The sequence below is a fragment of the Spirosoma arcticum genome (assembly GCF_054779955.1).
Map to the genome: position 1 here is coordinate 49084 of NZ_BAAGXG010000007.1, position 16977 is coordinate 66060.

General features: G+C 55.6%; 7 protein-coding genes. 5 read left to right on the top strand and 2 right to left on the bottom strand.

Going from position 1 to position 16977, the window contains the following annotated elements:
* The first annotated feature begins 116 nt into the window (after window positions 1-116).
* On the top strand, window positions 117-872 hold the full coding sequence (locus ACYVHB_RS17000) for an NIPSNAP family protein (protein WP_461052966.1): 756 nt from the start codon (window positions 117-119) through the stop codon (window positions 870-872).
* A gap of 64 nt (window positions 873-936) precedes the next feature.
* Here the strand turns inward: ACYVHB_RS17000 and ACYVHB_RS17005 are convergent, their stop codons facing one another.
* Together ACYVHB_RS17005 and ACYVHB_RS17010 are read right to left on the bottom strand one after the other, a co-directional pair.
* Entirely contained in the window at window positions 937-1692 is a 756-nt protein-coding gene (locus ACYVHB_RS17005) for a GLPGLI family protein (protein WP_461052967.1), read from the bottom strand.
* Between the two features lie 121 nt (window positions 1693-1813).
* Window positions 1814-4708, bottom strand: coding sequence for a TonB-dependent receptor domain-containing protein (locus ACYVHB_RS17010; protein WP_461052968.1), 2895 nt, complete (start codon window positions 4706-4708; stop codon window positions 1814-1816).
* Between the two features lie 293 nt (window positions 4709-5001).
* On the opposite strand from ACYVHB_RS17010, the gene ACYVHB_RS17015 reads away from it, so the two are divergent.
* The 4 genes from ACYVHB_RS17015 to ACYVHB_RS17030 all read left to right on the top strand — a co-directional run bounded on the left by ACYVHB_RS17015 (window position 5002) and on the right by ACYVHB_RS17030 (window position 16976).
* The gene (locus ACYVHB_RS17015; RefSeq protein WP_461052969.1) at window positions 5002-8106 is read left to right on the top strand and encodes a SusC/RagA family TonB-linked outer membrane protein; all 3105 of its coding nucleotides are present in this window, start codon (window positions 5002-5004) and stop codon (window positions 8104-8106) included.
* 17 nt (window positions 8107-8123) lie between these two features.
* Window positions 8124-9683, top strand: coding sequence for a RagB/SusD family nutrient uptake outer membrane protein (locus tag ACYVHB_RS17020; protein WP_461052970.1), 1560 nt, complete (start codon window positions 8124-8126; stop codon window positions 9681-9683).
* 86 nt (window positions 9684-9769) lie between these two features.
* Window positions 9770-13408, top strand: a complete 3639-nt coding sequence (locus tag ACYVHB_RS17025; RefSeq protein WP_461052971.1) for a VCBS repeat-containing protein — start codon at window positions 9770-9772, stop codon at window positions 13406-13408.
* A complete protein-coding gene (locus tag ACYVHB_RS17030) occupies window positions 13395-16976 on the top strand; it encodes a VCBS repeat-containing protein (protein ID WP_461052972.1) in 3582 nt (1193 codons plus the stop codon). The genes ACYVHB_RS17025 and ACYVHB_RS17030 overlap by 14 nt, the downstream gene beginning before the upstream one ends.
* The last annotated feature ends 1 nt before the right edge of the window (window position 16977 follow it).

Consider the following 16977-nt stretch of genomic DNA (forward strand, 5'->3'; position numbering starts at 1 on the left):
GGTACTGACAAAAATAGGCGTTGATGCGTATTTTACAAGTAATATGAAGGCAGTTGCTCCTTTTTCAATCCTGATGACTCACTATCGACTTAAATCTGTACTTTTCACGCTTCATTATGCACAAATTGATTTTACTACTGACCTTCGGTATTCTGCTGACCACTGTGGCATTTGCTAACCCCATAAAACCGTCTACCAAGCTATATGAAATCCGTGTTTACTACCCCACGCCGGGTAAGTACGCCGAAATTGTGGATCGCTTCCGGCAGTACACGACCAAGCTGTTCGCTAAACACGGCATGGAAAATATTGGGTACTGGACGCCCACCGACACATCCCGCAAAGAACTGCTCTATATCCTCGCTTATCCCAATCGTGAGGCCCGCGAAGCCTCATGGCAGGCGTTTGGCAGCGACCCCGACTGGAAAGCGGTGGTGGCCAAAACCGAAGCGAATGGCAAATTAGTTGACCATATCGATCAGATTTTCATGACCGAGTCGCAGTTGTCGCCGACTATTAAAACAGGGACCAAGTCGCCCGAACGCACGTTCGAACTCCGTACCTACACGCCCGCACGCGGCAAGCTGACCAACCTGCTGACCCGTTTCCGTGATCACACAATCGCGTTGTTCAGCAAGCACGGCATGACGCATGTTGGTTACTGGATTACGACGGAAGCCGATGGCAAACAACCCAAACTGATTTATATGCTGGCGCACCCGTCCGAAGCCGAGGGCAAGCAGCACTTCGACGACTTTCGTAAGGACCCGAATTGGGTGAAGGCAAAGGAAGAGTCGGAGAAGGGTGGACCGCTGACCGAGAAGGTGGAGTCGGTCTACATGAAACCAACGGATTACTCGCCCATCCGGTAGCGTAAATACGGCGGGGCACTGGATTAAACTTGTCAATCCAGAGCCCCGCCGACATTGTAGGCTATCAATAACGAATCGACCAGTATGGGTTCCGGCGGGCGGTCATGCTGTCGGTGATGTGCTGATGGATCATAGCGTCGTAAGCCGCGCCGTTGATTTTTTTTCCTTTCAGTTTGGGTAGTTTCAGATCGTCGGGGGTCAGCTTTCGGAAGGTTACGTTCGTTGCTTCAATGACCACGTCCCCATCGTTCAGGTCCAGTTCCAAAATTACGCCCGGCAGTCCGGTGTAGCGCTCTGGTCCGGCCGGAACGGGAATATCCTGCGCAAACCAAGCCGTAATTTTTTGCTTTTTGATGGGGTCTTGCGTTTCCGCTTTCATGCAGATATATCCCGCCACGTCCTTGATCTGATTCCCAATTTTCCAGACCGGCGTGTGCAGTGAATCCTCCACGATGTAGGTTTTACCGAGCATTTCCTCCACCTCGGTCTTTTTGTCCTTCTCAAAATTCCGGTACAACTGTAGTTCCCGGTTGCGCCACGAATATTGCCCGTCGTCGGTTTGGCCTTGCTCGCTGGCGTAGGTGTACAGGCTTTCGTTTGCGTTAAACGCTAATTTCATCTTTTCGGCGTTGTTCTCTTCCTCGAAGTTTTTCCAGGTATTGGCCGCCCGGTCCTTTTCTTCCTGGCTGAGGTACGTCATCCGGCCGATGATTTTAAGCCAGTAGGTTTTGCGTTTGTACGAGACGACACCCTCGGTGTTCTGCGCCAGCGACGTGGCAGCAATCAGGGTGAAAAGAAGCAGGGTGAAAATACGGTTCATGGCTTTATAGTTTATGCGGTTTACCCCACCCCAACCCCTCCCCGTTGGGAGAGGGGCTTGACCAATGTATGGCCCCTCTCCCAACGGGGAGGGGTTGGGGTGGGGTAGAACAGCGGGATTCTCAATAATACCCTTCTCTCCGCATTTTAGATTTAACGCCCCGCATGTTATACGTGAAGCTCAGCATAAAATACCGGGCTAAGGTGCGAATGCTTTCATCGGAGACAAAGTTCTGACCCGCATACTGCGACACGATCACGTTGCGGTTGAGCATGTCGAAGGCCGAGAGCCGAATTTCAGCTTTTTGCGCTTTGCCCATAATATGATAAGCCGACGCATTCCAGATGGGAATCCGCTGATTGAAGCCAAGGCGCTCATTTTTGAAGGTGCGGTAATTCAGACTGGTGTTTACGTAGAAACCACCGGGCAGTTTCAGGTTCATGTCGCCACTGAGGTTATTGTTGATGATGACCTGATTTTGCCCTGAACTGATTGAGTAACGTGTATTGGCGCGACCCAGATTCGCATTGCCGTAGAACGTGAACCACTCCGTTGGCGTCAGGTCGAGCCGGGCACCGACGTTATAGTTCTGATTATCCGTTTCGTTCAATTCTTTATTGATCCGGGTTAGATTCCTGCCAATATTGAAGTTTGTATTCAGGTTTAGCGTGGCTTTGGTTTTCTTGAGCGGAAAGCCAAAACCAATATACGAACCAACGTTCCGGCCACCGGTCAGGTTTTCGGGCAGGGTGCGGGTAATCAACGTTTGCGTGTCGACAAGCTGACTATAGACAATCTGGTTGACGTAATACGTACCAAACAGGTTCACGTATAGGTTGGTGAAACTGCCGGGGTTGAAGTAGTTGAACCCCGCGTTCAGGTTATGTTGCAGTTCGGGCAGCAGCGTCGCGTTTCCTTCCCGCACAAACAGCGGGTTCGTGTTGTCGATCAGCGGCTGTAAATCGCGCGATGAAGGAATACGGACGTTCACGTTGTAGCCGCCGTAGAGATATTTATTGTTTTTCAGGTCATAGTTGAGCGACACGTTCGGAATCACATTTGTGAACGTTCGCCGAATAGTGCTGTCCACTAACGTTGTCTGATCGGGAGCATAGCGGCCGTCGAGGGTGAACTGCTGCCCCGCCAGCCCCGCCGACAGGTTCAGCCCTTTGTAGGTGTAGCGGATGCTGGAGCCGAGCCGGTTGAGCAGGTAATTATTTTTATAATACCGGCTCAGCGAATCAATGAGCGTTTGGTCTATATCACCTTTGTTGAATACGTTTCGGTCGACCTCGTCGTAGCGCAGGCTGAAGTTATAAAACGTTTCCCAAAAGTACTTTTTGGCAAACGGCTCCACGTACTGAAGGTTGGCCTTGTACTCATTACGCAGGCTGTTGGTGCCCTGGTCCTGCCGGATAATGCGAATCATGTCGTTCGCGGTGGTGGCCCGAAAAAATTCGTTGCGCGAGTTCAAGTCTAAGCTGGCATCGTTGGTGTTGATCTGGTACGTAGCACTGGCGGCCAAACTCCGCCCCTTTTTCTTGAACTTCAACCGGTAAAGCAGCGTGTTAGCCGAGCCAAACTGCATCGACTCGCTGGCGTTACTGCTGGTGTCAAGCGTCGATAAGGTTTCCGAAAGCGTTGGCCCCGGAGCAGGCATTCCAGTACTGCGGAACAGCCGCTGCCCGCGAAACAAACTGGCATTTCCATTGTTCAGGCGGCTGTTGCTAATGAACACGATGGTATTCAATGAGTCGAGCATTTTCTCATAACGAATGCTGATGCGGTGGTTTCCGTTAAAATTCACCTGATTACTGTTTTCTACTGTGCGGAACGAGCTGGTCTGCGCAGCGTTTCCACTCTCCAGAAAACTTCGTCGGTTGCGCAGGGCGTCGAGTTGCAAACGGGTCTGGTTGAAATAATAACTGGTGCTGAGCTTAACTTTCTTCGTATCGTAATTGTAGTTCGCGCCACCAGCGGCATTATTGGAAAAACCCCGCCCGCTACCGCCCCCCACCGGAATGCCAAGCGATTCGTCATCGTCGCCACCGAAGGAAAAGAACCGGCCATTGCCAAAACCAAAATCGGCCTGGTCGTTCCAATTGAACGAATTACTGCCCCGGAAGTCCTGGTAATCGTTGAACGACAGCCCGCCCTGATTGGTGTTATTACCCAGCCCAATGATGGATAACTGCCGTTTGGCATCGAACTTGTTGTAGTTTCCTTTGATCTCGGCACGGGGCGCAATGTCGTTGGATGCCGGGCCGACTCCGGCTGTCACCTTCCCAAAACCACCTTTTTTGAACTCTTCTTTCAGTTCGAGGTTCACGGTTTTCTCTTTCTTGCCGTCTTCGATGCCCGTCAGCTTGGCCTGTTCCGTCTTGTCGTTGAAGACTTGCACCTTTGAAATAGCTTCGGCTTGGAGGTTCTTGGTAGCCAATTTGGGATCGTCGCTAAAAAAACTCTTCCCGTCGACGGTCACCTTCCTCACTTCCTGCCCCTGCGCCCGGATGTTACCGTCGGCATCAACCTGCACACCCGGCAGTTTACGCAGCAGATCCTCAACTGTTGAGCCGGGCGGCACTTTAAACGAACTGGCGTTGTACTCGATGGTATCGCCCTTGATGGTCAGGGGCGCTTTGGCCGTTCGTACGACCACCTCCATCAACTCCCGCGTAATAGGCTTGAGTTTCAACGGGCCGAGGTCCACAACGGCCTCTCCGGTGGGCTGAACGACCAAATTGTAGGGAATAAACCCCACGAAAGAAATCTTCAGCACGTACGTACCCGACTTTAAGTTTTTGAAGGTAAACGCGCCTTTGTCGTCTGAGCGCGTGAAGTTAACGAGCGACGAATCTTTAGGACTGAGCAGCATTACCGTGGACGACGCCAGCGGGGCCGCCGACGTATCGACTGCCCGGCCCTGGAGCGTGAAGCGAGCCGGAGCGGGCGCATTTTGCCCATAGAGCGCAGCCGTCAGCAGACACAGCACGGCCAGCAGGAAAACGTTTTTCATAAAAAGGAAGAGTTGAGGGCGGTTTGATGAACAGGCACAAAGCTATGAGTGTAAAAGCAGACATATTCCATACTTAACGATTTTTAACTAAAAATATAGTAGTATATTTTTAGTACGGCGTAACCTATTCACAATCATCATAGGCGTATAACAGTGGTCACGTATAGCTGGTACTATTATTATATTATTAAACGGTAAAATAATATCGGTTGCTCCCATTAGTTTTTGTCGATATTGCGTCCTGCACACCTTACTCTACAGCATCGCCTTGTTCACCTTATTCATCTAACCTTATGAAAAGATTTACTCAATCAGTCAGGAATGTCTGGTATTTACCGTTGGGATTTCTGCTTTGTCTGGCGACGAACGCCCTGGCTCAGGGAATAACGGTGCGCGGTAAAGTCTCCGCCGAAACCGACGAGGGCCTGCCGGGCGTGTCGGTGGTGCTCAAAGGCACCAACACAGGTACCGTCACCGACGCATCGGGCAATTACACGCTCAACGTGCCTAACACCAATGCCCGCTTAGTAGTCTCATTCATTGGCTACCTCACGCAGGAGGTCGGCGTCAGCAGCCGCACCGTGACCAATGTGACGCTACAGGCCGACGTGAAGGCACTCGATGAAGTGGTTGTGGTCGGCTACGGTACGCAGCGCAAGGTTGATCTGACCGGGGCAGTTAGTTCGGTGACCAACAAAGAGTTCGTCAACCGGCCCTACACCAATCCCGATCAGGTCCTGGCCGGACGGGTGTCGGGCGTGCAGATCAGCAACCGCAGTGGCGATCCGGGCGCACCCATTGAGGTTCGTATCCGGGGCGTGGGCACAACGGGTAACAACCAGCCGCTATGGGTAATCGACGGGGTACCCATTGTTCAGACCTCCAACATCTCGGTCAACACGGCTTCGGCCACCGAATCAAATCCCTTAGCGGGCATAAATCCCAACGACATCGAGTCGATGGACGTGCTGAAAGATGCGTCCGCAACGGCGATTTACGGGGCGCGGGCCGCTAACGGAGTCATCATCGTGACCACCAAACGGGGCAAAGAAGGCCGCACGTCGGTCAACTACGACGGCTACTACGGGGTGCAGACCGTGCCCGAGAACCGGCGATTGAATGTACTCAACGTGCCCCAGTACATCGCTCTCCAAAGCGAACTGGGCCGCGACCTGAGCGCCTTCGCCGGAAAACCCGTCGTCGACTGGCAGGATGCTATTTTCCGAACCGGCTCTATGAAAAGCCATAACATCACGGTCAATGGCGGTAGTAAAACTGCTAATTACAACATCGGGGCTGGCTATCTGGGGCAGAGTGGCGTGGAGCGGGCGCAGGGATTTTCGCGCGTTTCGATCAAAGCCAACTCCGACATGCGGGTTGGCGACTACCTCCGGTTTGGCGAATCGCTCCTGCTGAGTTCCACCAACCGCTTAGTGCAGTCGGAAGGGGCGCAGTTTGCCGCCTGGGGCAGCGCCAATAACGCACCCTACTTTCAGATTTACGACCCAACGAATCCTACCGGTTTTAACCCTGAAAACGCCACCACGCGCGGAGACGGGGCCACGGGCACCAACTACGTCTGGCGCAGTGAACTGTCGGCCAACGAAACGCGGGTCGTGACGCGCAAGGCGCTGGGCAGTATCTACGGTGAGTTTGAACCCATCAAAGGGTTACGCTACCGGATAACGGCCGGGGCCGACTACAACGTGGGCGACGGGTTTTACTTCCAGAACGCGGGCGACTACACAAACTCCAACTCACCCGGCCTGTCGCTGTTAGTGCAGGAGCGCCCCATTGAACTGACCACCAACCTGACTAACACCCTGACGTTTCAGCGTACCTTCGGCAAGCACGACCTGACGGTGCTGGGCGGCTACGAAGAAACCGCGTTCCGCTACGATAAACTGCGGTTGCAGGGTCGGGGTTTGTTCAACACGGCCATCCGGTTTGCGTCGGTCGCCACCAATGTAGCCTCGGCCAACGAAGCCGATCAGTGGGCGTTGCGCGGATTTCTGGGCCGGGTCAACTACTCGTACAACAACAAATACCTGTTCACCTTCAACGTCCGGCGAGACGCCACGTCGCGCTTCGCCGAAGGCTACCGGGTGGGCATTTTCCCGTCGTTCTCGGCGGGATGGCGGCTGAGCGAGGAATCGTTTATTAAGGACATAAAAGCCATCAGCGACTTCAAAATCCGGGCCAGTTGGGGACAGTCGGGCAACCAGTTTACGGGGCAGAACTTCGCTTACCTGCCCTCGCTGGCCACAACCGTCTTCTACTCCATCGGGAGCGGGCAGACGGTGGTACGCGGCCCGGCCCCGATTACGTTTGCCAACGCCAATCTGAAATGGGAAACCAGCACTCAGTTAGACTTCGGAGCCGATGTGAGCCTTTACAACGGTAAAATCAACCTGACGTTCGACTATTACAATAAAACGACCAACGACGTACTGCTGAGCCAGCCTATTCCGGCCACGTCGGGCTATTTCCTGCCCGCCGATAATAACCTCGGCTCCATCCGCAACTCGGGCATCGAACTGGCCATTAACTACCAGAACCGCATCGGCGAGTTGCGCTACGGCATTGGGGGTAACATCACGACGGTAAAAAATGAGGTAATATCCTTAGGCGGTATTCCCGAAATCATTTCCGGCATCGGTGGGGGACAAACCAACCGCACCACCGTTGGCGAACCGCTGGGCTATTTCTACGGCTTTAAAACCGACGGCATTTACCAGACCCAAGCCGAGATCGACGCAGCCCCGAAAGATGCGTTTTCGGGTGGGGCGGCACCGGGCGACATTCGCTTTCAGGACGTGAACGGCGACGGAAAAATAGACGCGCTCGACCGCACCCGAATCGGCAGTCCGATTGCGAGTTATTACTACGGCATCAACTTGTCGGCGGGCTTCAAGGGGTTTGACTTCTCGGCGCTCTTTCAGGGCGTGGGCGACATCCAGATCTTTAATGCAGCCCGGCAAAGCCTGACGAGCATGAACGGGGGCAACAACCAACTGACGAGTGTGCTGGACCGCTGGACGGGTCCCGGCACCAGCAACACCATTCCCCGCGCCACGTTAACCGACCCCAATGCCAACACCCGTTTCTCGGATCGCTGGGTGGAGAGCGGATCGTTTTTGCGGCTTAAGAACGTTCAGATCGGCTACACGATTCCGGCGGCAGTACTCCAGAAGGTTACCGGTAAATACATAGCCAGCACGCGGCTGTTTATTGGGGCGCAGAACCTGCTGACCTTTACCAAATACACCGGCTACGACCCCGAAGTAACGCGCGGCTTCAGCTACCAGAAAGGGGAGTTTCCGCTGGCGACCGGCATGGATTCGGGTAGTTCGCCCCAGCCCCGGATCATTCAATTTGGCTGGTCCTTCACGTTTTAACCCCGCTCAACCCATCCATGAAAAAGACAACCTTACTCAAAGCCGTCGGCCTGACCGCAATAGCGTCGTTTGCCATTGTGCAGGCCTGTAACCGGCTGAACCTCGAACCCCTCGACCGGGTGACTACGTCCACGTTTTATAAAACCCAGGCCGATTTTGACGGTGCGGTGTTCGCGGGCTACTCAGCCATTCAGGATTTCTGGGGCACCAGCACCGAAACCCTCAGTGAGCGGGGTGAGTTCTGGGCCATCTCATTAGCCACCACCGACGACGTGGAAGTCAACGCCAAAGCCGATAACCAGGGCGACCTGCGCCGGGCGCGTGACCTCGACCAACTGCTGATCCGGGCCTCCGATGTGCCGTTCGCGGCTCTCTACACCCAGGTATACAAGGGCGTTCTGCGGGCTAATTTGGTGATTGAAAACGCGGCCGGGGAAAACTCGCTGACGGATGCGCAGAAAACGCAGTACATAGCCGAAGGGAAATTTCTGCGGGCGTTTTTCCACTTTTTCTCTCTCCAGATGTGGGGCACGCCCCCGCTGGTGCTGGAAGTGCAAAAGGATATCAGTACGCTGGCCACGCCCAACGCCACCAAAGAGCAGCTTTACGCGGCCATCCTCAAAGATTTGCAGGATGCTTACGCCGGACTCCCCGCCACCTGGGACGCGGGCAACACGGGCCGGGTCACCAAATGGACCGCCCGCGCCTTTGAAGGTAAGGTGAACGTCTGGAAAAAAGACTGGCCAGCCGCCATTGCCGCCTTCGATGACGTGAACAAGAACAACGCCTACAAACTCTGGCCGAGCTACGACGATGCGTTCGCCTTCAACCGGGAAAACGGACAGGAGTCCATCTTCGAGGTGCAGTACGGCGGGCCGTTCTCCGACGACAACCTGTGGGTGTTCGACGATACGCACTCCGAAGCGTTCAAAGCTTCGCAGGGAACAGGCCGGGTCTGGTACTGGGATGCCAGCAGCGCGGCCGGCGCACCGGGCGGGCACATGGGCTGGTACGCGCCCACGAAAAGTTTGGTGGATGAATTTGAAAAAGGCGACCCCCGGCTCAGCGCCACGCTGTACCAAAAAGGTGATATGTACTACACCATCAACGGGGGCGCGGTGGTTGAGGTACCCTATAACGAAACTTGGTCATCAACGGGGTACACAGTCAAAAAATACGGCGGCAAGAACAACGTGGTGGCTGGAGCCTACGCTCCGCACGGACAGGCCAACTTCAACAACGAACGCTGGTACCGCTACGCCGAAATGCAGTTGCTGAATGCTGAAGCCCTGATCGAAGCCGGGCGCACTGCTGAGGGGCTGGCCATTATCAACGGTCAGATTCGTGCCCGCGTGGGCTTGCCTCCAACTACCATCGCCGATCCGCGTCAGGCCCTGCGCCACGAAAAGCGGGTTGAGATGGCATTTGAGCCGCACCGCTGGTTCGATATTACGCGCTGGGGCATTGGTCCGCAGGTATTCGGCAGTAAGTGGAACGACCGGTTCAACGTCTTTCCCCTGCCGCAGTCCGAAATCGACCGGAGTGGTGGTGTGCTGAAACAGAATCCGGGGTATTGATCGTTAAAAGACGATTAATTTACGGGACGATGCCAACGTGGCGTCGTCCCAATTTTTTATATATTGGTGAAAACAGTCCAAAACGAATGCTGAGTTTGTGTTATCCGGTACGTGTCTTTCTGCTACTATTAATGGCGGTTGGCCTGAGTACTTGTCAATCCCTGACCGGCTCCCAAAAGCTGTTCCGGCAGTTGAGCGCGTCGGAGACGGGGGTCGACTTTGTTAACCAGCTTACGCCCAACGATTCGATCACGATTCTGGACTTTGAGTACAAGTTCAACGGGGCAGGCGTGGCCCTCTGCGACGTCAACAACGACAAACTACTGGACCTTCTTTTCACGGGTAATCAGGTTCCGGCCCGGCTGTACCTGAACCGAACCGTACCGGGTAAAGACGGGCCAAAATTTGAGGACATTACCGAGCGGGCGGGACTGAAAACCGATGGCTGGCAGTACGGGGTAAGCGTGGTCGACATCAACCAGGATGGGTTTCAGGATATCTACATCTGCCGGGCGGGTCATCGCAAAACTCCCTCGTCGGCCATGCGGAACCTGTTTTTCATTAACAACGGTCTCAACGCTGATGGTATCCCAACCTTCCGCGAAGCCGCCGACGCGATGAACTTAGCCGACGATGGCTACGATATTCAGGCCGCATTCTTCGACTACGACCGCGACGGTGATCTGGATATGTACCTGCTGCGCAACTCCATCGTTAACTACAACCGCAATAATTCGCGACCTAAACAAACCGATGGGCAGTCCTCAACGACCGATAAACTCTACCGAAACAACGGCGTTGGCGCGGCTGGACTACCAACGTTCGCCGACGTATCGCGGGCCGAAGGCATCACCATCGAAGGCTTCGGGTTGGGCGTGTCCATCAGCGATCTGAACAACGACGACTGGCCGGACGTGTACGTCTCGAACGATTTTCTGACCAACGATCTGGTTTGGATCAACCAGCATGATGCGCGAGGACGCCACACGGGTTTTCGCAACGAAGCCGGGGCGCTGATGCGCCACCAGACGCACAACGGCATGGGTAACGACGTAGCCGACATCAACAACGACGGCCTGACCGACGTGATGGTGGTGGACATGCTGCCGCCCGACAATAAACGCTGGAAACTCACGATGATGGGCAACACCTACGACGAGTTTCAGCAGAACATTGCGTATGGCTACGAACCGCAGTACATCCGCAATACGCTGCAACTCAACAACGGCCCTGACCTCAACGGGCAGGTTTCGTTCAGCGAAGTAGGTCAGCTTGCCGGGGTGCAGGCCACCGACTGGAGTTGGAGTCCCCTCTTCGCCGACTACGATAACGACGGCTGGAAAGATTTGCTCGTAGCAAATGGCTACAGGCAGGACATCACCAATTTAGATTTCATCATGTACGGTAAGCGGGCGTTGTTCATGGGCACGCCCGACGCAAACCGGAAGGAACGCTTGGCCGAGTTGGGTAAACTGCCGGGCATCCAGGTTCATAGCTACATCTACCGAAACACTAGCGCCGATACGTCGGCCACCAACCCCATGTTTGTCGATGTGTCGGCGCAGTGGGGATTGGATACACCGGGCTACGCCAACGGCGCGGCTTACGGCGATTTGGACAATGACGGCGATTTAGATCTGGTGTTTAATAATTTAGACGAGCCAGCCACCATCTACGAAAACCGGGCCAGCCAGAAACCCAATGCTCCGAACTGGCTGCGCGTCGGGCTGACGGGACCAACCGACAACCGCGACGGGCTGGGCGCGAAAATCTGGCTCTGGCAGGGGGGAACGATGCAATACCAGTACGTTTCGCCGTATCGCGGGTATCTGTCTACGGTGGAGCTAAACGCCCATTTCGGACTGAAAACCGGCCCGGTCGACAGCCTAACTGTTCGCTGGCCCGACGGTCGGAAAGAAACGTTGCGGAACCCAAAATCAAACCAGTTTCTGACGCTGAACTACCGAAATGCGCATCCGCCGAGAAACAAATTCCAGCCCGAACGTCCCGTTCCGCTGTTTACCGAGTGTGGCAATGACCTCAACATCCACTACCAGCACCACGAAGACGAATTTGTCGATTTCCGGGAGCAACCGCTTCTGCCGCACCTCAACTCACACAACGGACCTGGTTTGGCCGTCGGCGACATTAACGGCGACGGGCTGGACGATTTTTACGCGGGCGGTGCCGCCAACGCGACCGGTGGGTTGTTCGTGCAAACCAAAGCGGGCACTTTCACCCGCACAACCGTTGGCACCGATTCGCTGGCCGACGACATGGGTGCCCTGTTCTTCGATGCTGACAATGACGGCGATCAGGACCTGTACGTGGTCAGCGGGGGCGCATCGGCAAAAAAGCAGGGCGACGCTGCCTATCAGCACCGGCTATACCTCAATGACGGCACAGGTCGTTTTGCGCGCTCGCGGAGTGCTCTCCCACCGGTCAATGCCAGCGGGTCGAGCGTGGTGGCGGCTGACTATGATCACGATGGCGATTTAGATTTGTTCGTCGGCGGGCGCGTTTGCCCCGGTGAGTACCCGCTGTCGCCCCGGAGTTATTTGCTTCGTAACGATTCATTTACCGGACCAGGTCAGCAGAAACGATGCCGATTTTCGGACGTATCGAACCGGGCCGGGGTCAACTTTTCGCGTTTGGGCATGGTCACGTCGGCGTTGTGGACCGACTTCGACAACGACACCTGGACCGATTTGATTGTGGTTGGTGAATTTATGCCCATCCGGTTCTTTCGGAACATAAATGGCCGCTTCAGCGAAGTAACCGCCCAAACCGGGCTGACGCACACGGCGGGCTGGTGGAACAGTCTGGTCGGGGGTGATTTCGACAAAGACGGCGACACAGATTACATCGCGGGCAACCTCGGCCTGAACAGTCCCTACCACGCCACCGCCGACGAACCCGTGTGCATCTATGCTAAAGACTACGACAAAAACGGCCGTTTAGACCCCGTCATGTGCCATTTCAAGGACGGCGACGAGTACACCGTCCACACCCGCGACGACATCAATAAACAGATGGCGGCCATGCGTGCCCGCTTCACTACCTACGAAGAATACGCCAAACCCACCTTTCGCGAATCATTCCGCGCCGACGAAGTTGCCGATGCCTACGTCGTTCGGAGTGAGCGTTTTGCGTCGTCGTACCTTGAAAACCGGGGCGGGGGCAAGTTCGTTATCAGCGCGTTGTCGACACAGGCACAATTTGCCCCAATTTACGGGATGCTCTGCGCCGACTTCACCGGCGACGGTAACCCCGACGTGCTGGCGGTGGGCAACTCGTTCGCGACCGAAGTGAACGTAGGCCGCTACGATGCGCAGGGAAGTTTGCTCCTACGGGGCGACGGCAGGGGGCATTTCACCCCCGACCGGCACACGCTCAACCTGACCGGCGACAACAAATCCGTCACCTGTTTGCAACACGCTAACGGCGCAACGCTCGTGCTGGTCGGCAGTAATTCTGGGCCGTTGCGCACGTTCCGGGTGGGCGGACCGGCGCGGCCTTCGATTCTGCTGCTACCCACTGATACCTACGCACTCATTATGGAATTTGACAGGAAATCCTATCGACAGGAGTTTTATTTTGGTCATTCATACCTCTCGCAGCAGGGCCGCCGGTTCACGATGCCGGTGGGGGCGCAGTCGGTGGTTATTTACGATACGTTTGGTAAAAAACGGGTTATTCAGCAGAAAGTGTATGCAGCACGGTAAGCAAATGGGTCTGCTGATAATGCTGTGGCTGGGATTATGCGGCTGTGGCAAGGAAACGCTGTTCGAGTCGCTGTCGTCGTCACAAACGGGCATCGACTTCGTGAATCGGGTTGAGGAGAACGACAAATACAACGTGCTGAATTACATGAACATCTACACCGGCGCGGGTGTGGCCGCTGGCGACGTTAACAACGACGGCCTGACGGACCTGTTTTTTTCGGGCAACCAAACCACCAGCCGGTTGTATTTGAATAAAGGCGACCTGAAATTCAAAGACGTTACCAAAGACGCAGGGCTGACGACCAATCGCTGGTGTACGGGCGTGTCGATGGTGGACATTAACCAGGATGGCTGGCTGGATATTTACGTCAACGTGTCGGGGAGCGCCACGTTCGGCAACCGGGCTAACCTACTGTATGTCAACAATGGAATTGCGAAAACGGGGAAGCAAAAGGGTCAGGTGACTTTCACCGAGCGGGCGGCTGAATACGGTTTAGCCGAAACCCGGCAGACGATGAACGCGTCGTTTTTCGACTACGACCGCGACGGTGATCTCGACTGTTTTCTGATTACCAACCCCGCCGACCAGATGATGACCGGCGTTAACAACGTAGCCGGGCGCAAAGTCAACGGCGAGTCGGAAGGCACCGATATTCTGTACCGGAACGATGGCAAAGGGCATTTTGAAGACGTATCGAAACAGGCGGGAATCCTGATTGAAGGGTACAGCTTAGGCGCGGCCATCAGCGACGTCAACGGCGACGGCTGGCCCGACATCTACGTCTCCAACGACTTTCTGACCAACGACATCCTGTACATCAACAACCGAAACGGGACGTTTTTGGACCGGGCCGGGGAATCTCTGAAACACACCAGTTTTGCGTCGATGGGCAACGACGTGGCCGACATGAATAACGACGGACTGCCCGACATTTTCGTGCTGGACATGCTGCCCGAAGACAATCTCCGGCGCAAGATGCTTATTCCAGCAGCCAGCTACGACAAATTTCAACTGGCCGTGCAGCGAGGCTACCAACCCCAGTACACCCGCAACACCTTGCAGATCAACAATGGTAATGCGCGGACCGGCCGGTCCGCCGTCGCGGTTCCGGCATTTAGCGACGTTGGTTTTCTGGCCGGGGTCAGCAGCACCGACTGGAGTTGGAGTGCGCTTTGGGGCGATTATGACAACGACGGCGACAAAGACCTGATGGTAACCAACGGTTTTTACCGCGACCTCGGCAACTTGGATTATATCACCTACCAGGCCAAATCGCAGTCGCCGATGGGCAGCGTCGATGCCAAACGGGCCGAGAAATTAGCCGCCATTCACGCGCTCGACAAGGTGCCGCTGCAAAATTACCTCTACGAAAACAACACCGCCGGCCAGCCGGGTAACCTAACGTTCACCAAACGCTCCGACGACTGGGGATTTACTGACAAAGGGTTTTCAAACGGGGCCGTGTATGCCGATCTGGACAACGACGGCGACCTCGAACTGGTCATCAACCGCTTCAACGACAAGGCGCAGGTATTTCGGAACTGGAGCCGGGAGCGCACGAAACACCACTTCCTGAGCGTCCGACTGAACGGTCCGGTTACCAACCGGCAAGGCATCGGCGCGAAACTCTGGCTCTACGCCGGTGATTCGACGCGGGGGCAATCAGATACCAAAAAGCCGGTGCAGTTTCAGGAGAACAACCCCTACCGGGGCTACGAATCGTCGGTCGACCCAATCATTCATTTCGGTTTGGGTGACAGCAAACGCATTGACAGCGTAGTGGTTGAGTGGCCCGACGGACACCGCCAAACGTTCCGCAACGTCCGGCCCGACCAGCGGCTGGTTATCCGCTATGCCGACTCGCGGCAACCATCAGCTCCCCAAGCCGCCGTTGCTCCCGCCCGTTTGTTCGCTGATATTACCGGGCAGCGGGGACTGACCTACACGCACGAAGAAAACACCTTTGAGGATTTTACGGTGCAGCCACTCCTCCCCCACATGCACTCCCGAAACGGCCCCGGTATTGCGGTTGGTGACGTGAACGGCGACGGACGTGATGATTTTTATGTGGGTGGAGCGGCCGGGGTTGGGGGGCGTTTTTTTCTACAGACGGTCGCTGGTTCATTTCAGCAGCGGGCGCTGCTCCAGCTCTCGCCCGTGGATGAGATGGGCGTTTTGCTGTTCGATGCTGACGGCGACCGGGACCTCGATCTGTACGTAGTCGGGGGTGGGTCGGAACAATTGACCGGTTCGTCGCTCTACCGGCATCGGTTTTTCGTTAATGACGGAGTCGGTAACTTCAGCCACCTGCCAACGGCCCTGCCCGACATCCGAACCAGTGGCTCGTGCGTGGTGGCCGGGGACTATGACCGTGACGGCGATCTCGATCTGTTCGTGGGCGGGCGGGTGTCGCCGGGGCGGTATCCGATGCCGGTCCGAAGTTATCTGTTTCAGAACAACCGGGGCTTGTTCACTGACGTAACGGCGCGGGTCTGCCCCGAACTGGTGCAGCCGGGCATGGTAACGTCAGCGCTGTGGACCGATTTTGATAACGACAACCGCCCCGATCTGATCGTAGCGGGCGAGTTTATACCCATCCGGTTCTTTAAAAATACCGACGACCGACTGCGCGAAGTCACGACTGAAACGGGCCTGACGCACACCGTTGGCTGGTGGAACAGTTTAGCCGCTGGAGATTTCGACGAAGACGGCGACATGGACTACGTGGCGGGCAATTTGGGTCTAAACAGCCGCTACCGCGCCACGCCCACCGAACCGCTGTGCATCTACGCCAAAGACTACGACAAAAATGGGACCATCGACCCCGTCATGTGCTATTTTGTGCAGGGCCAGAACTATCCCGGACCCACACGCAGCGACCTCATCAAGCAAATTAACCCTATGCGGGGGCGTTTCAACACGTTTTTGGACTACGCCACCGCCCGATTTGAGGACTCGTTTCTGCCGAGTGAACTGAGGGATGCATACGTGGTAAAAAGCGAATGCTTCGAGAGCATCTACATCGAGAATAAAGGCAACGGCCGCTTTGTACGCCGTGCCCTGCCTGTTGATGCTCAGATTGGCCCGGTCTACGGTCTGCTCCCCGGCGACCACAACGGCGACGGTCACCCAGACCTGCTGCTGACAGGCAATTCGTACGCCACCGAAGTATCCACGGGTCGCTACGACGCCCTGACAGGCCTGCTGCTGGCGGGCGACGGAACCGGACGGTTCCGACCCGTTCACAGTGCCGCTACGGGTTTCCGGGCCGACGGCGATGCGAAAGGGCTGACCGTATTGCACCTGACCACCGGGGGGCGGGTCGTTTTGGTTGCCAATAATGGCAGTCGGTTAGAAGGGTATCAGTTGGCGACGAAGCCGGACCAGGTTATTCGGCTGAGACCAGACGACGCCTACGCCCTCATTCGCAACCGAAACGGACGAACTTACCGGCAGGAGTTTCAGTACGGACAGGGTTATTTGTCACAGACTGCCCGTGTACTGACCCTTGGTAAAGGCGAAATCGCTACCATTTACAACCGGCACGGACTAAAACGGTCGCCGTAAC